Annotated in this window: 23 protein-coding genes; 15 read left to right on the forward strand and 8 right to left on the reverse strand. The window is 62.2% G+C overall.

What is annotated here, in order from left to right; translation table 11 throughout:
- Positions 1-105 precede the first annotated feature (105 nt).
- Both M0D68_RS35060 and M0D68_RS35065 read right to left on the reverse strand, forming a co-directional pair.
- Positions 106-300 carry a DUF2905 domain-containing protein gene (locus M0D68_RS35060; RefSeq protein WP_256455917.1) on the reverse strand — a complete coding sequence of 65 codons (195 nt, stop codon included), beginning with the start codon at positions 298-300 and terminating at the stop codon, positions 106-108.
- A 22-nt stretch (positions 301-322) separates the two neighbouring features.
- The gene (locus M0D68_RS35065) at positions 323-1,513 is read right to left on the reverse strand and encodes a class I SAM-dependent methyltransferase (protein ID WP_266212719.1); all 1,191 of its coding nucleotides are present in this window, start codon (positions 1,511-1,513) and stop codon (positions 323-325) included.
- Positions 1,514-1,526: 13 nt separating this feature from the next.
- Here M0D68_RS35065 and M0D68_RS35070 point away from each other — a divergent pair, with 13 nt between their 5' ends.
- The 5 genes from M0D68_RS35070 to glmS all read left to right on the forward strand — a co-directional run bounded on the left by M0D68_RS35070 (position 1,527) and on the right by glmS (position 7,163).
- Positions 1,527-2,345, forward strand: a complete 819-nt coding sequence (locus M0D68_RS35070) for an SDR family oxidoreductase (RefSeq protein ID WP_211703910.1) — start codon at positions 1,527-1,529, stop codon at positions 2,343-2,345.
- Positions 2,346-2,391: 46 nt separating this feature from the next.
- Positions 2,392-2,787: a dihydroneopterin aldolase gene (locus M0D68_RS35075; protein WP_093641011.1), complete on the forward strand. Its 396-nt coding sequence runs from the start codon at positions 2,392-2,394 to the stop codon at positions 2,785-2,787.
- 3 nt (positions 2,788-2,790) lie between these two features.
- Entirely contained in the window at positions 2,791-3,789 is a 999-nt protein-coding gene (gene ttcA, locus M0D68_RS35080) for a tRNA 2-thiocytidine(32) synthetase TtcA (RefSeq protein WP_266212717.1), read from the forward strand.
- A gap of 134 nt (positions 3,790-3,923) precedes the next feature.
- On the forward strand, positions 3,924-5,285 hold the full coding sequence (glmU, locus tag M0D68_RS35085) for a bifunctional UDP-N-acetylglucosamine diphosphorylase/glucosamine-1-phosphate N-acetyltransferase GlmU (RefSeq protein ID WP_256455921.1): 1,362 nt from the start codon (positions 3,924-3,926) through the stop codon (positions 5,283-5,285).
- A 60-nt stretch (positions 5,286-5,345) separates the two neighbouring features.
- Positions 5,346-7,163 carry a glutamine--fructose-6-phosphate transaminase (isomerizing) gene (gene glmS, locus M0D68_RS35090; protein ID WP_266212716.1) on the forward strand — a complete coding sequence of 606 codons (1,818 nt, stop codon included), beginning with the start codon at positions 5,346-5,348 and terminating at the stop codon, positions 7,161-7,163.
- Between the two features lie 74 nt (positions 7,164-7,237).
- Here the strand turns inward: glmS and M0D68_RS35095 are convergent, their stop codons facing one another.
- From M0D68_RS35095 to M0D68_RS35105, 3 genes are all read right to left on the reverse strand, one after another.
- Positions 7,238-7,834, reverse strand: coding sequence for a hypothetical protein (locus M0D68_RS35095; RefSeq protein WP_266212715.1), 597 nt, complete (start codon positions 7,832-7,834; stop codon positions 7,238-7,240).
- Between the two features lie 98 nt (positions 7,835-7,932).
- On the reverse strand, positions 7,933-8,193 hold the full coding sequence (locus tag M0D68_RS35100; protein ID WP_093641155.1) for a DUF6723 family protein: 261 nt from the start codon (positions 8,191-8,193) through the stop codon (positions 7,933-7,935).
- 217 nt (positions 8,194-8,410) lie between these two features.
- A complete protein-coding gene (locus tag M0D68_RS35105; RefSeq protein ID WP_211706184.1) occupies positions 8,411-9,058 on the reverse strand; it encodes a glutathione S-transferase family protein in 648 nt (215 codons plus the stop codon).
- A 101-nt stretch (positions 9,059-9,159) separates the two neighbouring features.
- Here M0D68_RS35105 and M0D68_RS35110 point away from each other — a divergent pair, with 101 nt between their 5' ends.
- The 4 genes from M0D68_RS35110 (at position 9,160) to M0D68_RS35125 (ending at position 12,852) form a co-directional block, all read left to right on the forward strand.
- Positions 9,160-10,143, forward strand: coding sequence for a YafY family protein (locus M0D68_RS35110; RefSeq protein ID WP_266212714.1), 984 nt, complete (start codon positions 9,160-9,162; stop codon positions 10,141-10,143).
- Between the two features lie 193 nt (positions 10,144-10,336).
- Positions 10,337-10,963 carry a lytic transglycosylase domain-containing protein gene (locus M0D68_RS35115; RefSeq protein ID WP_093641032.1) on the forward strand — a complete coding sequence of 209 codons (627 nt, stop codon included), beginning with the start codon at positions 10,337-10,339 and terminating at the stop codon, positions 10,961-10,963.
- Between the two features lie 173 nt (positions 10,964-11,136).
- Positions 11,137-11,823 carry a DUF2242 domain-containing protein gene (locus tag M0D68_RS35120; RefSeq protein WP_093641035.1) on the forward strand — a complete coding sequence of 229 codons (687 nt, stop codon included), beginning with the start codon at positions 11,137-11,139 and terminating at the stop codon, positions 11,821-11,823.
- 777 nt (positions 11,824-12,600) lie between these two features.
- Positions 12,601-12,852, forward strand: a complete 252-nt coding sequence (locus M0D68_RS35125) for a hypothetical protein (protein WP_093641038.1) — start codon at positions 12,601-12,603, stop codon at positions 12,850-12,852.
- Positions 12,853-12,888: 36 nt separating this feature from the next.
- Here the strand turns inward: M0D68_RS35125 and M0D68_RS35130 are convergent, their stop codons facing one another.
- A complete protein-coding gene (locus M0D68_RS35130; protein ID WP_266226755.1) occupies positions 12,889-13,824 on the reverse strand; it encodes a DMT family transporter in 936 nt (311 codons plus the stop codon).
- A 280-nt stretch (positions 13,825-14,104) separates the two neighbouring features.
- Between M0D68_RS35130 and M0D68_RS35135 the strand changes: the two genes are divergently transcribed.
- The 4 genes from M0D68_RS35135 to M0D68_RS35150 all read left to right on the forward strand — a co-directional run bounded on the left by M0D68_RS35135 (position 14,105) and on the right by M0D68_RS35150 (position 17,356).
- Positions 14,105-14,797, forward strand: coding sequence for a MipA/OmpV family protein (locus tag M0D68_RS35135; protein ID WP_266226756.1), 693 nt, complete (start codon positions 14,105-14,107; stop codon positions 14,795-14,797).
- Between the two features lie 81 nt (positions 14,798-14,878).
- On the forward strand, positions 14,879-16,057 hold the full coding sequence (locus M0D68_RS35140) for an SDR family oxidoreductase (protein WP_266226757.1): 1,179 nt from the start codon (positions 14,879-14,881) through the stop codon (positions 16,055-16,057).
- 107 nt (positions 16,058-16,164) lie between these two features.
- Positions 16,165-16,917 carry an IclR family transcriptional regulator C-terminal domain-containing protein gene (locus M0D68_RS35145; RefSeq protein WP_266226758.1) on the forward strand — a complete coding sequence of 251 codons (753 nt, stop codon included), beginning with the start codon at positions 16,165-16,167 and terminating at the stop codon, positions 16,915-16,917.
- Between the two features lie 226 nt (positions 16,918-17,143).
- Positions 17,144-17,356, forward strand: coding sequence for a hypothetical protein (locus tag M0D68_RS35150; RefSeq protein ID WP_054040885.1), 213 nt, complete (start codon positions 17,144-17,146; stop codon positions 17,354-17,356).
- Positions 17,357-17,510: 154 nt separating this feature from the next.
- Here M0D68_RS35150 and M0D68_RS35155 read toward each other — a convergent pair whose 3' ends face one another.
- Complete coding sequence (locus M0D68_RS35155) at positions 17,511-17,789, reverse strand: hypothetical protein (protein WP_091798267.1); 279 nt, start codon at positions 17,787-17,789, stop codon at positions 17,511-17,513.
- A gap of 124 nt (positions 17,790-17,913) precedes the next feature.
- A complete protein-coding gene (locus tag M0D68_RS35160; protein WP_266226759.1) occupies positions 17,914-18,684 on the reverse strand; it encodes a Mut7-C RNAse domain-containing protein in 771 nt (256 codons plus the stop codon).
- A gap of 94 nt (positions 18,685-18,778) precedes the next feature.
- Between M0D68_RS35160 and M0D68_RS35165 the strand changes: the two genes are divergently transcribed.
- Entirely contained in the window at positions 18,779-19,648 is an 870-nt protein-coding gene (locus M0D68_RS35165) for an NAD(P)-dependent oxidoreductase (protein ID WP_200620583.1), read from the forward strand.
- Between the two features lie 162 nt (positions 19,649-19,810).
- A complete protein-coding gene (locus tag M0D68_RS35170; protein ID WP_200661105.1) occupies positions 19,811-20,446 on the forward strand; it encodes a LysE family translocator in 636 nt (211 codons plus the stop codon).
- Positions 20,447-20,509 lie beyond the last annotated feature (63 nt).

Raw genomic sequence — 20,509 nt, forward strand, 5'->3', positions numbered from 1 at the left:
ACAGGGGCAACGCTAATAGACCACTAACAATTCAAGGAAAGGCACCAAAGCCAGATCAAGGAAAGGCCAACGCCCTAAGAACACAGACAAAAAGCGCCGCGAAGGCTACAACACCCTCGCGATCAGCGACAAAACCATCGAAAGAACAAGCGTCGACATAAACGGAAACGGATACTCCCGCCCGAAGAGGCGCAAAGTGACATCCCCAGGCATCCGCCCAATCCCAACCTTCTTGAGCCACGGCCAGCAGGCCGACAACACCGCCACCGCAACAAACGTAGTCAACAGCCAGCGGATCATCGCCAACCCCTAAGGCAAAAAATCACAACGTATGTGACCGGTCGCCGCTCGAAAACGCCTGCAGCGTGTCATCCAGCCCGCGCGAAAACGCGATCACCTTGAACAGCTCACCCATCTCCGCCTCGGACAACAACTTCTGGACCGCATTCGCCGCCGGCAAAAACTTCGCCGTGTCCGAAGGATCGAGCGCCGATAACGTCTCGGTAATCCCCGCGTTCAACAAGAACCGCGCTTGCGAAGTGAAGCCCAACAAATCGGCGCCAGCCTCGACACCGGCTTCGGCAATGCCGGTAAATTCCACGTGCGCGGTAATGTCCTGCAATCCCGGATAAACAAACGGATCACCATGCGCCCGGTGCCGGTAATGGCACATCAACGTGCCCTGCGCACGCTGCTCATGGTAGTACTCGTGGCGCGGAAAACCATAATCGATGAAGAACGCCGCGCCACGCGCAAGCATCGTGCAAATGGTCCGCGTGAATGCCCGGGCGGCGTCGTGCGTTTCGGTCACGTAGTCGTCGCCGGCAGTCTCAATCTCAGCCAGAAGCGCAATGTCCGCAGCCTCCGATACCAACCGGTCGTCGAACGCAAAGGCCTCGTCGCGCCACGTCACGCCGCGTTCATGCCAGGCGCCGTCGGTAAATGCGAACAGCCGCACCGGCATCGCGTCCAATACCTCATTGCCGATCACCACGCCTTCGAATTGCTCCGGCAATGCGTCCAGCCAGCGCACTTTCGCGGCCAGCGCCGGTGCCGCGGCTTCGATCGTCTCGCGTTGGCGTTCGCGCAATTCACCGGACAAATCCACGATCGAGTAGCTGTCGAATTCGACGCCCAGCGCGTCGAGCGCATTCAGCAAGCCGGCGGCGAGTTTGCCCGTGCCGGCGCCGAATTCCATCAGATCGCGCGTGCCGCTCGCCTCCAGGGCCTCGGCGAGCGGGCGCGCCAGCGTCGCGGCGAAGAGAGGCGACATTTCCGGCGCGGTGACGAAGTCGCTGCCGTCGTCACCGCGCAGGCCGAATTTGCGGGCGCCGCCGCTGTAATAGCCGAGTCCCGGCGCGTAAAGCGCGCGCTCCATGTAGCGGTCGAATGGCAGCCAGCCGCCGGCTGCTTCGAGCTCCGCGCGGACCTGTGCGACCAGCGCTTCGGACTGCGCAAGCGCGCTCGGGCCGGGAGCAGGTAAACTATCGGGTTGGTGAGCTTTCGGATTCATCCCCGCATTGTAAATGACCGCCTCTATGGACAACGCCGCCGCCCGCGCGCCTGAAACGCCGCGCATCGTGCTGATTACCGGCGCCGCCCGCCGCATCGGGCGCTCGCTCGCGCTTGGCTTCGCCGCGCGTGGCTGGGACGTGGCGGTCCATTACGGCGCGTCGCGCGGGGAGGCTGACGAAGTAGTCGCGGAAATCGTCGCCATGGGCCGCCGGGCGGTGGCTTTGCACGCTGAATTGGGCGACGAGGGCCAGGTCGAGCAGCTTCTGCCCGCCTGTATGGCCGCGCTGGGTCGCCCGTCGTGTATTGTCAACAACGCCTCGCGCTTTGAGGAAGACACGGCGCAGAACGTCGGTTACGACCTGCTGCTGAAGCTGACCGCGATGAATCTCGGTGCGCCGCTCGTGCTGGCGCGTATGCTGTTCGAGGCCACGCCGGAAGCCGCGCGCACCGATGAAAGCCAGCGCGGCGTGGTCATCAATGTGCTGGACCAGAAGCTGTACAACATGAACCCGGACTACCTGTCCTACACGCTGTCGAAGGCAGCGTTGCAGACAGCGACGGTCGCGCTGGCGCAAGCCTTGGCGCCGAAAGTGCGCGTGGTCGGGCTTGCCCCTGGTCTGACGATGCAATCCGGCGATCAAACGCCGGCCGGTTTTGAAGAAGCTCACCGTGCCACACCTTTGGGCCGCGCGTCGCGGCCGGAGGATATTGTCGCCGCCGCGTTGTATCTCGCCGATGCAGCGGGCGTCACCGGAACGACGCTGGTGGTCGACGGCGGGCAGCACCTCGTGCCGCTGCCGCGCGACGTTATGTTTTTGACGGGCGCCTGAAGCGCCCACTTGAGTGCTCCGCACTCTTTTTTCGACTGGAACGAACATGTTTGCCGCTCTTTCGCATCCCCGGCTCGCCGATTGCCGCCGGCTCTTTCTGCGCAATTACGAAGTGCACATCAACATCGGCGTGCACGACTTCGAAAAGCGCGGCGAACAGCGCGTCGTGATTAACGTCGAACTGTTCGTGCCGCTCGCGCTGTCCACGCCGGTTCAGGACAAATTGAACGAAGTGGTCGACTACGACTTCATGCGCTCGACCATCGCGCGCCGCGTCGATCAAGGTCATATCCACCTGCAGGAAACCCTCTGCGATGACCTCGTCAAGGCGCTCCTCGATCATCCGCAGGTGCGCGCCGTGTGCGTGTCGACCGAAAAGCCGGACGTTTATCCCGACTGCGACGCCGTGGGCGTCGAAGTCTTCCGTATCAAAGAGGATTGAGCCATGAATGCTCAGGAAATCCTGAACGACACCGCGGCCCCAGGGGCCGCACAAGCTGCGCAGGCCTCGGCGGTAAAAGCGCCGCTCACGCGCCGCGAGCAGAAAGAAGCCTACGAGAACAACAAGCTGTTCAAGCGGCTCGCGCGCCAGGTCGGTGAGGCGATCGGCGACTTCAACATGATCGAGGAAGGCGACAAGGTGATGGCGTGCCTGTCGGGCGGCAAGGACAGCTACGCGATGCTCGAAATCCTGATGCGGCTGCGCGAACGCGCGCCGATCAACTTCGACATCGTCGCGGTGAATCTCGACCAGAAGCAGCCGGGCTTCCCGGAGCATGTGCTGCCCGAATACCTGAAGCAACTCGACATTCCGTTTCACATCGAGAACCAGGACACCTACAGCATCGTCAAGCGGCTGGTGCCGGAAGGCAAGACCACCTGCTCGCTGTGCTCGCGGCTGCGTCGCGGCATTCTGTATCGCGTGGCAGGCGAGCTCGGCGCGACCAAGATCGCGCTCGGCCATCATCGCGACGACATTCTTCAAACGCTGTTGCTGAACATGTTCTACGGCGGCAAGCTGAAGGGCATGCCGCCCAAGCTGCAATCGGACGACGGCAAGAATATCGTGATCCGTCCGCTCGCCTACGTGAAGGAAACCGATCTGGAAAAGTACGCGGAGCTGCGCGAATTTCCGATCATTCCGTGCAACCTGTGCGGCAGCCAGCCGAACCTGAAACGCACGGAAATGAAGGCGCTGATCCGCGATTGGGAGAAGCGCTTCCCGGGCCGCATCGAGAACATGTTCAACGCGTTGTCGAACATCGTGCCGTCGCATCTGATGGATCACAAGCTGTTCCCGTTCGCCGGCCTGCGTGCAAGCGGCGAGGCCGATCCGCAAGGCGATATCGCCTTCGACGAAGAGCCGTGTTCGACCGATTCCGGTGACGGCGCAACCTTCAACGGATCGAAGCCGATCTCGATCGTTCAGTTCGACGATATGTAATCAGGCCGTGAAGTGCCCTGAAATCAAAGGTTTCCGGGAGTTTCAGCAAGGTAATAAGGCCGCGTGAGCGGCCTTATTCGTTATGGCCTGCATGATAGAATCGTCGGCTCCAAACTTGTCTGATTGCCGACGCCATGAACATCGTGATTTTGGCGGCAGGCACCGGTAAGCGCATGCGGTCCGCGCTTCCCAAGGTGCTCCATCCCCTGGCCGGCCGGCCGCTCCTCGCTCATGTCATCGACACTGCTCGTGCGCTCAAGCCCACGCGTCTGGTCGTGGTGGTCGGTCATGGCGCCGAAGCCGTGCGCCAGGCGGTAGCCGCGCCGGACGTCCAGTTCGCCGCGCAGGAGCAGCAACTCGGCACGGGCCACGCGGTGCAACAGGCGCTGCCGCTGCTCGATCCGTCCGAACCTACGCTTGTGCTGTACGGCGATGTGCCGCTTACGCGCGCCAGCACGCTGCAGACGCTGACCGATCGCGCGGGCCGAGGCGGCTACGGCGTTCTCACCGTCACGCTTGACGACCCCAGCGGTTACGGGCGCATCGTGCGCGATCAGCACGGCAAGGTGTCGCGCATCGTCGAACAGAAAGACGCCACGCCCGAGCAGCTCAAGATCGCCGAGATCAACACCGGCATCATCGTCGCGCCGACCGAGCGTCTTGGCGGCTGGCTCGCTGCGTTGAAGAACGACAACGCGCAAGGCGAGTTTTATCTGACCGACGCGGTCGAGATGGCGATCGAAGCCGGACTCGAAGTCGTCACCACGCAGCCTGACGAAGAGTGGGAAACGCTCGGCGTGAATAGCAAGCAGCAGCTTGCCGAACTCGAACGGATTCATCAGCACAATGTCGCCGAGACCTTGTTGGTGGCCGGCGTAACGCTTGCCGATCCGGCTCGAATCGACGTGCGCGGCACGCTCGAATGCGGCCGCGACGTCTCGATCGACGTGAACTGCGTGTTCGAAGGCCGCGTCACGTTGGCTGACAACGTGACGGTCGGGCCGAACTGCGTGATCCGCAATGCGACGATCGGCGCCGGAACGCGCGTCGATGCGTTCACGCATATCGAAGGCGCTGAAGTCGGTGCAAACGTCGTGCTCGGCCCTTATGCGCGGCTACGTCCGGGCACGTCGTTGCAGGACGAGTCGCACGTCGGCAACTTCGTCGAGGTGAAGAACTCGGTGCTCGGTCATGGCTCGAAGGCGAACCATCTGACGTATATCGGCGATGCGGATGTCGGGGCGCGCGTGAATATCGGCGCGGGTACCATCACCTGTAACTACGACGGCGCGAACAAATTCCGTACGGTCATTGAAGACGACGTGTTTGTCGGTTCGGACACGCAACTCGTTGCGCCCGTGCGCGTCAAGCGCGGCGTGACGATCGCCGCGGGCACCACGGTCTGGAAGGATGTCGAAGAAGACATGCTGGTCCTGAACGATAAGACTCAAACAAGCAAGTCGGGCTATGTACGCCCGACCAAGAAGAAAGGTTGATGGGCGTGACGCGCACGTGAAGCGCGCTCCCTGAAACCCAGCACTGAAAAGGAATAAGCCATGTGTGGCATTGTCGGCGCGGTTGCGCAACTTAACATCGTTCCCGTCCTGATCGAAGGGCTGCGTCGTCTCGAGTATCGCGGCTACGATTCGTGCGGCGTGGCGGTACTCGGTAATGACGGGCCGCGTCGTGCGCGTAGTGTCGCGCGCGTGGCGGATCTGGACGAGCAGGTGAAGGAGAGCCACCTCGAAGGCATCACGGGTATCGCGCATACGCGCTGGGCGACACACGGCGCGCCGGTGACCGACAACGCCCACCCGATCTTCTCGAAAGACGCCCTCGCGTTGGTACACAACGGCATCATCGAGAACTACGAGTCGCTGCGTGAAATGCTGCGGGGTAAGGGTTATGTGTTTGTCTCGCAGACCGACACGGAGGTTATCGCTCACCTGATTCATAGCCTGTATCGCGGCGATCTGTTTGCCGCGGTGCGCGAAGCGGTTGGGCAATTGCACGGCGCCTACGCGATCGCGGTGCTGCATAAGGATCAGCCGCATACGGTGGTCGGCGCGCGGCAGGGTTCGCCGTTGGTAGTGGGGCTCGGCAACGGCGAGAACTTCCTCGCGTCAGATGCGCTGGCGCTTGCCGGCAGCACCGAACGTTTCATCTTCCTCGAGGAAGGCGACGTCTGCGAACTGTCGCTCGAGGGCGTACGTATCACCGATCGTGACGGCTACGATGCGCAGCGCGAAGTGCGTCAGGTCGCGGCGTATGGCGGCGCGGTCGAGCTCGGCCCGTATCGCCACTTCATGCAGAAGGAAATTTTCGAGCAGCCGCGTGCGATTACGGACACGATCCCGCAAGGCGATTCGTTCGACGCGGCGCTATTCGGCGAGGGCGCCGGCAAGGTGTTCGCCGACATCGACAACCTGCTGATTCTCGCGTGCGGCACGAGCTACTACTCGGGACTGACCGCGAAGTACTGGCTCGAGTCGGTCGCGAAGATCCCGACCCAGGTGGAAATTGCCAGCGAGTATCGCTATCGCGAGTCGGTGCCGAATCCGAAGTCGTTGGTGGTGGTGATCTCGCAGTCGGGCGAAACGGCCGATACGCTGGCGGCGCTCAAACATGCGCAGTCGTTGGGCCATAAACATACGCTGGCGGTGTGCAATGTCGGCACAAGCGCGATGGTGCGCCAGACGGAATTGTCGTTCCTCACCCATGCGGGTCGCGAGATCGGTGTGGCGTCGACCAAGGCATTCACGACGCAACTGGTCGCGCTGTTCGTGCTCGCCGCGACGCTTGGGAAGCTGCGTGGGCAGGTGAGTGCGGAACAGGAAGCCGTGTATCTGAAGCAGTTGCGCCACTTGCCTGCGGCGTTGAATAGCGTGCTGGCGCTGGAGCCGCAGATCATCGCGTGGTCGGAAGAGTTTTCGCGCAAGGAGCATGCGTTGTTCCTCGGGCGCGGGCTGCATTACCCGATCGCGCTCGAGGGCGCGTTGAAGCTCAAGGAGATTTCCTATATCCACGCGGAAGCGTATCCGGCCGGCGAGTTGAAGCATGGGCCGCTGGCGCTCGTGACTGAGGCGATGCCGGTGGTGACGGTGGCGCCGAATGACGCGCTGCTGGAGAAGCTGAAGTCGAATATCCAGGAAGTGCGTGCGCGAGGCGGTGAGCTTTATGTGTTCGCGGATGCGGATACGAAAATCGTCAATGACGAAGGCCTGCATGTGATCCGGATGCCGGAGCACTATGGCTTGCTGTCACCGATCCTGCATGTGGTGCCGCTGCAGTTGCTGGCGTATCACACGGCTTGTGCGCGAGGCACGGATGTGGATAAGCCGCGAAACCTGGCGAAGTCGGTGACGGTGGAGTGAGGGTGAAAGTCTAGCCTCACGCCAGAAAAACCGGTCGCCCGAAGGCGGCCGGTTTTTTGCCTCAACAGCTCACCTCACTTCCTCACCACCTCCACCGCAGCCGCCGACACAAACTCCGCGCGCACACTGTCCCCGACTTTCAACTGATCGAGCGGAATACTCTCCGCCGCCCTCAGTACTTGCTGATGCTTTGGCCCACGCAGCGTCACCATCCGGCTTTTGCGATCGATCTTCATCACCGTCGCGACAACCTGCACCCTATGCGCCGACGATGCGTACCCCGCTGAGGCAGGTATCGCCACGGTCGTCTCGATGCGTTCACGCACGCCTTTGGTGGTCACCTTGTCGACTTGAAGCAACAGTGCCTGCTGGTATGCAACGTTCAGTTTGTCGCCGACCCGCAGTTTCCTGACGTCGGCCAACTGGGGGTTGACGTCGACATCCGCAAGATTGCCGTGCGGACCGCGTAGCGTGACGCTGTTGGTGGCCGGATAGATCGCTAAGACATGGACCTGGGCGTGAACGACCTCGGCTTTGCCTAGCGCGGTCTGACCGGCATCGGCATCGGCGTCCGACGTCTGAGCGAAGCCGGATTGACAGAAAGCGGCCATCAGCAAAGCGGCACTTCCCACAACAGCGGCCGATGAGCCCATTTTGCGCAGACGAAGCATCCGTTGCTCCCGAAGTGATCACCTCAATTGACGATCCCGAGTAACTAACCCAAGCAACCCGCCAAAGGGACCAAAGCGCACCTGCCACGCGCCCGCGCTTACAACTCCGGACGCGCCAGGTCGCTGGTCACGATGTGCTCGCCATACACCTGCGCCGCCGCGACGGCTTCCAGCTTGGTCGCGTAAGGTCCGAGTTCCGGCGCGCCGTCGAATGGGAACAGCACGCGGCCATCGGTGGTTCGAACTACTTTCAACACGCCGAAAAAACGCCGGTAGCCGGCGAGTTTCGACGTCGCCGACACTTCGAAATCCTCCTCCGACGTCGCGGGGACGCTGGGAATGAATACGGTCTTGCTCATACCTGAAAACATCTCTTGTTCAATGGGCCGACGCCTGCTGAAAAGGTCAAGGCGCGCCCGGTTGTCCCGGGAAGACATTCACCGGAGGCCTTCATTGTCTCAAATCCCGGCGCATCGAGCCGGATGCCGGATCAGCAGGCCGCTCAGCTGGCCAACAGGTCAGGCGCCAGCACCGCTGATCGCCGCGCGCAGCATTCCCGGCAACCCGCTCGCAACATCAAGCCCCTTTGACCGCCGCTTCATGCTCGGCCGCCAGCGCAGCATCCCGCTCGCTCACCTTCACGAAGCTCGGCCGCGAGCAGACGCGCTGGGTGTACTCGAGCACGGCCGACGTCTCAGGCACCAGCTTGAACATCATCCCCCAATGCAGCGCGATGCCCCACAAAATATCCGCGGCCGACATCTTGTCGCCGAGCAAATAAGGCGACGCCTGCAACTGGCTCGTCACGGTCCCAAGCATTGAATCGAAATCGCCGTACGGCGACGTGGCGAGCGGCGCCGGTTCTCGCTTCATCGCCTTGTCGACCAGCCCCGGTTCGTAGCAGGCCGCGTAGTACACCAGCCAGCGCAGATACGGCCCGCGCGACGGATCATTGAGCGCCGGTGCGAGGCCCGCTTCGGGAAACAGGTCGGCCAGATAGATAAAGATGGCGACCTGTTCGGTGATCAGCGCGTCGCCGTGAAGAATCGCCGGCACTTTGCCGAGCGGATTGATCGCAAGATACGGCGCCTTGCGCTGCTCGCCGGCCTTCATGTTCAGCACCTTCAGCTGATACGGAGCGCCGAGTTCCTCGAGCAGCGTCAGTGCGCTGACGGAGCGGCATTGCGGCGAGTGGAACAGCGTGATCGTGCGGTCGGTGGTCATGGGGGAGCCTTTTGAGTGAGCGTCTCGTTGGAAAAGCCAGCGTCCATCTGGCGCCGGGCGTCCCCATCCTAAGCGCGCATACCTGTCAGTTTGTGTCAGGTATGACTACACTTGTCCGCATGAGAGCCAGCCGCCTCCTTTCCATCCTGATGACCCTGCAAGCGCGCGGACGCGTGACCGCGCAGTCGCTCGCTGACGAATGCGCGGTCTCCCTGCGCACGATCTATCGGGACATCGACGCCTTGAGCGCCGCGGGCGTCCCCGTCCAGAGCGAACGTGGTGCGGAAGGCGGCTATCGTCTGCTCGACGGATACCGTACGCGTCTGAACGGTCTGTCGTCGCAGGAAGCAGAGGCATTGTTCCTCGCCGGCTTGCCGGGGCCGGTGCAGGCGCTTGGGCTCGGCGCCGTCATGGCCGGCGCGCAAACCAAGTTGCTTGCCGCGCTGCCGGTCGAATTGCGTTCGACCGCGGAGCGCATGCGCTCGCGTTTTCACCTCGACGCTCCAGCATGGTTTTCCGACGCGGACCAGCCCGCGAATCTGCCGTTGATCGCGAGCGCGGTGTGGGAACAGCGTCCGCTGCAGATTCGCTATCAGAGCTGGAAGGCCGAAAAATTTCGGCGGATCGAACCGCTCGGCATCGTGCTGAAAAGCGGCGCGTGGTACGTGGTCGGGAGGGTCGGCGCGGACATCCGCATCTACCGTATTTCGCGCATCCTCGAATTGAGCATGCTGGACGAGACTTTCGAGCGGCCACCCGCCTTTGATCTGGCGGCTTACTGGCAAGACAGCACGCAGCGTCTGTCCGAAGAGATGCATGCGAGCGAGGCAACGCTGCGCCTGTCACCATGGGGCATGCAGATGCTCGAAGCCTTCACGTCGCCGTTCGCACGCTCAGCCGCGAAAATCGGCGAGCCGGATCCGTCCGACGGCTGGTGCACGGTCACGTTGCCGGTCGGTTCGATAAGACAGGCATGCGCGGAGTTGCTGCGCTTCGGCGCTGAGGCCGACGTACTGGCGCCGCCCGAATTGCGCGCCCGTTTCGCGGAAGTGGCCGCCGCCTTGCATCGCCGCTACGCGCAATGAGCGCGTCGGTTCACAGCCTGCTGTAGTTTCACCGGGTGCACTGCTGCGCAACTGGGTGGCCCGACCTGCGCTCGCAAAGCACTTGCGGACGCACCAGCCAGCCACCTTTCCTCAGACGAATTTTGGCCTTTTGGTGCCTCTTTTGGGGGCAGAGCTATAATGCGCACATCCCCTTTCTTTTCCGTCCTCCGTTATGAGCCGGTTACTTTGCCTGATCGTGCTTTCGCTCGGCCTGATGCAAACCGCAACGGCCGATGAAAACAATGACCGCATGTCCGCGTATCTGACGCAGAAATTCGGTCTGGCAAAGGAAAAGGCTCAAAAGATTTCGGACGCGGTTCAGTCCGCTGCTTCGAAATACTCACTGCCGCCAGCACTGTTGCTGGCGATCATCTCGATCGAATCCCGCTTCAAGGAAAAGGCCAAGGGCGCCAACGGCGCGACCGGGCTGATGCAGGTGGTGCCGGGCGCCCATCGGGGGATGTTGAGGAACGTCAAGGACCTCACCGAGCCGACCACCAACATCGAGGTAGGCTCGGCGATCCTGTACGGCTACATGCGTTCGGCCAACGGCGACATGAACGCCGCGCTCAAGAGTTACGGCGGATCGCAGGCGTACGCGAAGAAGGTAAGCTTGCGCGTCGAAGATTTCGCCGACGTCGCCGGGGCGCAGAACATCGCATCGCACGCAGGCGCGCAAACCAGCATGTGCGAAGCCGACCGTTGCCCGACGCCGGACAACTGGGCCGACGCTTTTACGATACCGGCCGGCAACGCCGCTGTGGCGCTGCCTGGCGCATCGCCTGCCATGCTGCACTGAGCGGCAGCTCCGTCGTATTCTCCTCGTTGTCATACTCCCGCGCCTGAAGGCGTGGAATTGAGCCGTCACGCTGTGTGAGGCGGCGCAGCGCTGCGCACTTTTTACGCACACCTTGGCAACCGCTCTACAATGCATTCCCATTCGAGCTCACGCAGCGCCTCTTCCGATCGATCATGTTCACCTCGTTTTCCAAAGCCACTGCCGCCACGCTTCTCGGCCTGCTGACACTTGCCGCTTGCAGCAGCGCCCCGCAACCGAAATTCCAGCAGGAATTATTCGAAACGGGCGCGAGCCCTTACGCCCGAAATTTCAATTCGAGCGTCACGGATACCTGTGAGGCTGCACGTCGCGCACTGCTGAGTCAGGGCTATCTGACGACGCTGACGCGTACCGATACCGTCGATGGAACGAAAAATTTCCAGCCGACCGGTGATACGCACGTCGTCGTCGAGTTCCATGTGGTGTGTACGCCGGGGGAAGAGGCGAGCGATACGAGCATCGTCTACGTCAATGCTGTGCAAAACGGCTTTGCGCTGAAGAAAAGCGATACGTCGGCGAGCGTCGGACTAAGCGTGCTGGGTTCGCTGTCGCTGCCGATCCGCTCGAACAGCGATGCGATGGTCAAGATTTCAAGCGAGACCATTCCGTCGGGCAAGTTTTACGATCGTTTCTTCGGCCTTGTCGATCACTATCTGCAAACGGTGGTGCGCACGCAGCCGGTCGTGAACAATCGCATCGAAACGCGCCTGTTGCCGTTGCCGGTCGAAGCGACAGTTCCAGCGCCGCTTCCCGACTTGCCTGATGCGATTGACAAAGCAGCTGCCGTGCAACCTGCAAGCGGACCGAGCATCGCGCCTTGATGCATATACCGATGCAACGGGTTTCGGCTGATCAAGCGCTGATCAGCCTTTGAACTCATCACGCTGCGCTACTTATCCTATGTCTTTTACTTCATACGTATACATATGTAGTAATAGTTAACAAGGGTTAACCCCGTCTGTGGATAACTATCAAATCCCCCGTCACATCAACGTCATGCGAAACCCATAACCCTGCGGAACACGACGGTAGAAAAACTACAAAGCTGGGATAACTTTGACAGGGCTTGCCCGGCGGCGCGTCTTATCAAGATTTCGCACACAGGCTGTCCGATGCGCTTTCCCGAAGTTATTCATAGGCAATTGTGGATAACTTGCCGATCCGGGCCTCAGCTGCCGGGTGGCGCCCCGGTTTTTTCGTCAACGTCATACGCTCGCCAGCGTACAGACCGCGCTTCCCCGCGCGCGCACATTGAAGCTGGAAGGTACAAAGATTGCGTCTATGTTTTTGCAAGCGCAACTGTTGCTATTTAGTCAAAATCATTTCAGCAACGCCCTATCCAGGCATAGAGTTAAAGTGTTTTCTGAGGTTATTGGTGCAGTGCGGGGGTGTGCAATGAAACGCAGAACAGCACGACAATTAGTCCGTCTTCTCTCGGACATCAGGCATGCCAGCCACTGCACGACGTTGCGGGCGGCGGCCACTAATCGGGCCATATCTCTCGCATCCACCGAGCATGATGAGGAAGGCGCCGAAAACGACGAAAGCAACGACGCCACGCGTGAGGCCAGCCAGGACAAGCCGGCCCGGAGCGGATCATGAGAGCCGCAAGCGAACAGTCGCTACGTTTTCTGGTCGAGAAATGGCTGGCGCCGGGGCCTTTGGTGCCGGTTCACGTGACCGAATTCAGCCGCACCCGTCTGGGCGGCAGGCGTTATGTGCGGGTCGAGACTTCTCAGGAAGGTGGATCGCGCGGTCTCTTTTTCTTTCGACACGACGACGGCTGCTGGTGTGTGTTTCCGCCCACTGCTGATACACCCAAACTCTTCGCGCTGCCGCGTGCTGCCTAGCGGCCGAGGCGGTCACTCGCGCGACTGGCCAAGCCCTCACGCTTCATGAGGCAAGCGATCACGTTCACTTCCGCGTCGCGAGGCTGGCCCCACCTGACACACGATCAAACCCGCGAGCATCAGCGCGCATCCGAATAGCGCGCGCGTCGTCAGCGTTTCGCCGAGCACGAGCCACCCCGCGAGCGCGGCGAACACACCCTCCATACTGAAGATCACCGCAGCATGCGCCGGCGCCGCGTACTTTTGCGCCACCACTTGAATCGTATAGGCGACGCCCACCGACAGCGCACCGCCGTACAGAATCGTCGGCGCGGCGCGCTCGATCACAGTGAGACTGACCGGCTCGATCACGAGACCGATGGCCAGACACACGAGCCCGCAAGTCACGAACTGCACGAGCGCCAGCATGAGTGTGTCGTGTCGCAGCGCGAAGCGGCCGACCAGCATCATCTGCACGGAAATCACCAGCGCGCCGGCCAGCTGATACCAGTCGCCGTACAGAATCGAGAAGTGCTCGTTGACGCTCAGAAAGTACATGCCGATCGCCGCCAGCGTCGCACCGAGCCACGTGCCGAATCCCGTCCGATGACGAAACAGCACGCCCAGCAGCGGCACGAGCACCACATACAACGAACTGATGAAGCCGGCGTTGGCGACCTTCGTGTATTGCAAACCGATCTGCTGCAACGAAATCGATGCCGATAGCACGACGCCAAGCAGTACGCCGGCACCGAGCAGTTCACGTGTGCCGCCGGGTTCGCGCTTCGTTAGCTCAGCTAGTGCGGAGCGCCGCACGCAGACGATCATCGTCAGCACGACCAGCGCGCCGAGCAGGAAACGCAGTCCGGTAAACAGGAACGGTCCGATCGCATCGAGGCTCAAGCGTTGTGCGACGAATGCGGAGCCCCAGATCATCGCCGCGATCAGCATCAGCAAATTCGCGCGAAGGTGTTGGCGTGTGTCAGGTTTCAAAGGCGGTTTTTCGAATTCGGTTGTTCTAACAAGGCGTTGTATCAGGCGCCGATTCTATCCGCGCGCACGCGTGCGGGATACGCAGCGGACATTCGCGAACACTTGAACACAATTGTGCACACATTCCCCCAACTTCAGGACAGACGCGCCGAAGCAGCATCCCTAGACTGCGGCTTCCGTCCCAAAAAAAGTCCTGACCGTGCGCAAACGCTTCGCTTGTCTGTGTGTTCCGCTGTTTGCCCTGACCTGCTCGTCGACGGTCTACGCCGAGAATTTCTACATGTTTTCGCTCGCTGGCGGCGTGGCGCCGCGCTATCAGGGCAGCCGCGACTACCGTCCGTTCGTCGCGCCGCTCATTGCCGCCGAGTTTAGCAACGGCATCTTTCTGAGCCCGATGGAGGGCCTCGGCTACAAGCGCACCTTTGCTAACGGCATGTTCGCCTCGGCGGCGCTGAGCTACGACTTCGGTCGCACCGATCGCAATCGCGCCGACTTGCCCGGCTCCGACTACCTGAAGGGCATGGGCCGGATTCCCGGTTCGGTGATGCTGTCCGTGCAGGTCGGGGCGCATCTGTTCGGTCCGTCGACCATCAGCATCACGTTGGACCAGCCGGTGACGAACACGAGTCACGGGACGAGCGGGCACGTCGATCTGACCGTGCCGGTGCTGCAAGGCGTTGACAACGAAATCAGCATCAAAGGCAGCGTGCATGCCGGTAGTGGCCGCTACACGCAGACCTTCTTTGGAGTCACCGATGCGCAAGCGGCCGCGAGCCGTTTTCAGCCGTATGCGGTGAAAGGTGGATTCGAGAGCGCGAAGGTGTCGGCTGCGTGGACGTACATGTTTTCGCCGCGCTGGTCGGTGCATACCGAAGGCGGCGTGACGCGGCTGTTGGGTACATCGGCGAACAGCCCGATCGTGCAGTCGAAGAACAACTACTTCGCGATCTCGGCGCTGACGTATCGGTATTGATGCGCTGGCTGATGCGCCTGTTGTTGACTGGTTGTCCGGATCGACACTTTGACGATCTCACGTTCCCGCAAGGAGCTCGCGATGTTTGCATGGCAAACCCCTTTGTCCAACGCCTGGCAGGACAGCCTGATATCGTCGGCGCGCGCGCAGGCGATGGGCGTCGACAGTGTGCTGCTGACCGGTGCGACCGGCTTTATCGGCGGTAATTTGCTGGTGACCCTGATCAACGCCGGCCTGATCGAGCGCATGGTGTGTCTGGTGCGCGGCGTCAGCGTGGCCGACGCGCTCGCGCGGCTGCGCGCTTCGGCGGTGCGTTGCGGGCTGCCGCATGCTCGCGCTCAGCGAATCACTGATAAGAACGTGATGGTCGGCGAACTCGGCAGCGCGTTTTCGGAAATCGATCTGGCGCGGCTCGGCAAGGCATCGCACGTGATCAACTGTGCGGGGCTCGCGTCGTTCTCGACGCATCCGCAAGTACTCGATACAAATGTGCACGATACCTTGCGCTTTGCGTCGCGTTTTGTCGGCAGCAAAACGCTGCGGCGCTTTCTGCACGTGAGCACGGCGATGGCGTGCGGCACGCAATGCGGTGCGAACGTGCAGGAATCTCCATTCGGCTATGGCGAGACGCGCCATCTCGTGCCGTACACGCAAAGCAAACGCGAAGTCGAACGTCTGTTGCGCAGCATGTATCCACGTTTGCCGTTGGTGATGGTGCGGCCGTCGAGCGTGGTCGGCCACACGGTGCTCGGCACGTTGCCGTCGGCGAGCCTGTTCTGGGTGTTTCGCGTGGTGCACGGCGCGCGACGCTTCACGGCGCGGGCGATGAACCGCATCGACGTCGTGTCCGCCGACGACTGCGCGCGTGCACTCGCGCTGTTGGCGATGAAGCCGTCGCTGGCTTTCGATACGTATCACGTGTCGGCGGGCTCGGAGGCGCCAACCATCGGTCAGATCATCAGCGCCATGGACGAAGCCACCGGCACCTCGGGCAGCCGCTATTCGATGTGCCGTGTGCGCGACTTCGGCAAGATCGCGCGCGAGGTGGTGGGCCGCGACCGTTGCGGCAGCGGCCGCCTGATCGAGCACGCGCTGCGTTTGTACGCCGGTTTCGCGGAGCTGGACTACGCGTTCGACAACCGTCGTCTGCGCGACGAGATCGGTTTCGAGCCGCTGCCCTTCACAGACTACGTGAGCGAATGTGTGCGGACCTCGCGCGGAGTGGGGATCGCCGAGCAGATGCGCTGGGACTTCAAATGAGCTTTCAGCCGGCCGCATGGCGAGCGAGTCGCGCGATAATCGCGCAACGGCCAGACGGCTCGAAACATCACTGATCCGCCGGGCAGGCCGACTTTCAGGCAGACGCAATGGACGAGAAAGACTGGATCGCTGGCGCCGCGAAGGCGCTGGCGATCATCGAAGCATTCGACGAAGAGCATGCGCGCATGACGCCGACCATGGTGGCCGCCCGCGCCGGGCTCTCGCGCACGGCGGCGCGCCGCTATCTGCTGACGCTGCGCGAACTCGGCTACGTGGATACCGACGGCAAGCTGTTCTGGCTCGCGCCGCGCGTATTGCGGCTCGGTCAGTCGTATCTGGATTCAGCGCGTTTGCCGCGCACCGTGCAGCCGTTTCTTCAGCGCATCACCGCGACGGTGCAGGAAACCGCGCTGGTCGCGATTCTCGACGAACACGACGTGGTCTACGTTGCGCGCAACGGCGTCAATCGCGCGATGGCGGTCGGCTTCGTTCTCGGCTCGCGGGCGAGTGCGCCGCTGTCCTCGGCGGGTTTGATCCTGCTGGCCTTCCAGCCGCCGGAAAGTATCGAACAATGGTTGGCGTCCTATCCGATCAAGGTATTCACGCCCCATACGTATTCGACCACGGAGCGCTTGCGCGAAGTGCTGGGTGAAATCCGCCGCGATGGTTATGTCGTCACCGATCAACAACTGGAGTTGGGCATGCGCGGCGTTGCGGTGCCGTTGCGTGACCGGCATGGCTCGGTCGTGGCGGCGATCAGCGTGAGCATGCCGATGGGCCAGGAGTCGGCGAATGCGGCGCTGCATCGGGTGCTGGCGACCCTTCAGGAAACCGCCAGTTTGCTGCGGAATCTAGTCTAGAAGGAGGCCTAGGTAATCTCCCTAATGCGGCATGCTTAATGAGTGAAAGCTTACCGAAAGCAAGCTGTCTCGCGGAAAATACATATCGAGTTTTGCGCATGACAAACCGCCTACGCTGCGTAATACTCTCCCGCGGGGAGCGGTAAGGCGCCTTAAGCCTTGTCAGCTTCACCGTTCTGCTATTTCATTCACATTGACTCAGTCGTCCAGGTTTGGGGAACAACACATGAAAAAATTCATCGTCTCGCTCGCAGCCGCATCGATCGCGCTGGTCTCCGTTCAAGCTTTCGCACAGGCATCGGACGCAGCAGCGCCGGCCGCTGCAGCTAGCGCGCCGAAGAAGCACCACATCAAGAAGCTGAAGACGCACGGCAAGCGCGCTCCGGTTTCGGCAGCAGCTTCGGCAGCCGGCACGAACGACAAGGGCGCGGCAAACTAAGCTCACGCTTGGTTTCACCGGGCGAACCCTGCCGGTTCTCCTGTGCGCGCCGCTTGTCGGCGAGTGCAGCGCAGTTCCGGTTAAATGTCGCCAGCAAAAAGGCCAGAGCTTCTGCTCTGGCCTTTTTGCATTGGACGGCGGTTTCGTGCGGTGTTTAGCCCGCGAGGCCGCGCTTGATGACCTCGTTCAGCAGCCCGCTCATGCCTTCCGGATGCGTGGCGGCCCGTTCTTTCAGTTCTGTGACCAGATCGCCATTCAGCTTGCAGGCGAATGCGACGAGGCCTTGCGCCTGATCGAGCTTGCGCTGTTCGCGACGGTCGAGCTTCGGTTCGGCGGCAGCGGCTTTGCCGAAGCGGTCGGCCGTCGACAGTTTCATTGCGTTGTTCAGCTTGAGTGCCTTGTTCTTTTCAAGGTCGGTCTTTTTCATCGCCATACGGAAGGCCTCTGCCAGATAAGTAAACCCGCATTGTACGCATCGCGCCGCGCGCCGAGCGAGCGGCGCCGAATCCGCACCCGAGCGGCGTTGGCGCGGTGCTCAGGCGTTGTAGCGTCTGATCTCATTGAGCTGCGCTCAGATCGGGCGGTTCCGGCGCGCCGGCCACGCTGTCTATCAGCGCCCGCATGCGTTGCCAGTGCGTGCCTTCCCAGAACACGCGCCGGCACACATCGCAGGTGACGAACTGGTTATGCCGTTCCAGCACGCCATCTGGCGCCCGATCGCCGACTTCATCTTTGGCGATACGCCGCAACGGCGCATTGCACATCAGACACAAACGGAACGGCTGCGCACTGCCGGCCAGATCGAGCCGTTCAAACACTTCACGCAATTGCTCACGCGGCCGCAGCGTGCGTACATAGCAGCCATGCGTGATGCTGCGGCGTTTCAATAGCTCCCGATCGCGCGTCAGGACGATGCGCTGTTGTGCTGCGGCAAGCGCTTCGATATCGGCGTCGGGATAGTGGTTGTCGTACAGCGTGTCGAAGCCCGCGAGCCGCAGCAGCGGGGCGAGACCGCCAAGATGGGCATCAGCAATGAAGCGCACCACGCGCAGCGGATATTCGCGTACGCGCAATAGCGGCTGGATGTCGAGCGCTTCAAACTTTGGATAAACGGCGATGCGATCGCCGTCGGCGAGCGGATGATTGAAACCGACCGACTCGCCGTTCACCAGAATCAGTTCGACCTCGGTATGCGGCACGCCGAGCACTTCGATCATATGTTTCGCGGTCGCGCCGCGCGCGCAGGCGCAACTGAACGTGCGCCGGCGCAGGGGCCGGGCGAGAAAATCGTTCAGCTCCTCATAGAAGCGGAATGTCGCGGTGACCATCGCATCAGTATCGCACCGTGTTTAATTGCGCGCTGTCCTGCACGTGTCGCATGGGTGTGCTTTACTTCCAGTTCTTTAGAAGACGGAGCGACAGATGGACATCGGTTTTATCGGTCTCGGCGAGATGGGCGCCGCGATGGTTGCAAACATTTTGAAAGCCGGGCATCAGGTGCGCGTGTGGAACCGCTCGCCAGAACGCGCGCAACCGCTCGCCGACGCAGGTGCGCGGATCGTCGCGACGCCGGCTGAAGCGTTTGCGGGCGACGCCGTGTTCTCGATGCTCGCCGACGATGCCGCGCTGCGCGAAGTCATCACCGCGTCGCTGCTGGAACACGCCCCGCGTGGCCTGATCCACGTGAACATGGCGACGATCTCGGTGGCGCTGGCCGAGGAGCTGGCGACGGCGCATGCGTCGCGCGGCATCCATTACGTTGCCGCACCGGTGATGGGGCGCCCCGATGTCGCGGCTGCGGGCAAGCTGACGATCGTGGCGGGCGGCCCGGCCGAGTCGATCGACCGCGTGCAGCCGATTTTCGACGCCATCGGTCAGAAAACCTGGCGCATCGGTTCGCTGCCGCAACAGGCGAACGTGATGAAACTCGCGGCTAACTTCATGCTGGGCGCGGCTGTCGAGACGCTCGGTGAGGCGGCCACGCTCGTGACCGGCCACGGCCTGGCGATGCAGGATTTCCTCGACGTCATCACGAGCGGCCTGTTCCCGGGACCGGTCTATTCGGGCTACGGCAAGTTGATCGCGGAGCAGCGCTACGAGCCGGCCCTGTTCAAGGCGCGCCTTGGACTGAAGGACCTGCGCCTTGCGCTGGCAGCCGCGGACGCGGTCAATACGCCGCTGCCGATTGCGAGTGTCGTACGTGACAGCCTGATCGAAGCAGTAGCGCATGGCGACGGCGAGAAGGACTTCGCGGTGCTGGGCCAGGTGGCGGCACGGCGGGCAGGGCGCTGAGCGGGGTGCGTGGGGCGGGCGTGCGCTTGACGGCGCACGCCGGCTTTCATAGCGGAACCGGAGCCCGGGTTCGGCCACTCGGCGGCTGGGCCGGGCGCGCGCCGCCGCGGATTCGCACGGGCGGGCATAATAGCCGTCCGATTCCTATTCGCCATGATCCCAATGAGTCTGCATACTTGGTGGCTGTTCGCCGCTACTGTTTTCGTCGTTTCCGCGATCCCCGGTCCGAACATGCTGCTCGTGATGACGCACGGCGCCCAGCACGGGCTGCGCCGTTCCAGCGCGACCATGGCTGGCTGCCTGTCGGCGCTGGTGCTGATGCTGGCGGTGTCGGCGGCGGGCCTCGGCGTCTTTCTCGCGGCGTGGCCGACGATGTTCAACGCACTGCGGATGATCGGCGCGGCCTACCTCGTCTATCTGGGCATCAAGGCGTGGCGGGCGCCGGCTGATGAAGGCGCTGCCGGCGCGGTCGACGAACTTTCCGCCAAACCGGCGCGCTCGCGCCTCACGTTGTTTCGCAACGGCTTCCTGGTGGCGAGCAGCAACCCGAAAGCCATCCTGTTCGCCGCCGCGTTGCTGCCGCAATTCATCGACGCCGCGCAGCCCAAGCTGCCGCAGTTCGGTGTGCTCGTCGCGACTTTCGCGGTCATCGAGGTGAGCTGGTACCTGGTGTACGCCGGTTTCGGCACGCGAATCGGCGCCCGACTGAAGAGCCGTAGCGTCGCGAGGATGTTCAATCGTCTGACGGGTGGCGTGTTTGTCGGCTTCGGCGCGATGATGGCGCTGGTGCGCCACTAGGCGAGCGGCCTCGGCAGGTGCGCGGCACCCAACGCCGCTCGCTCCCAAAGCGTTGTAAGAATT

The sequence above is a fragment of the Paraburkholderia sp. SEWSISQ10-3 4 genome, assembly GCF_030464785.1.
Lineage (GTDB): Bacteria > Pseudomonadota > Gammaproteobacteria > Burkholderiales > Burkholderiaceae > Paraburkholderia > Paraburkholderia aspalathi.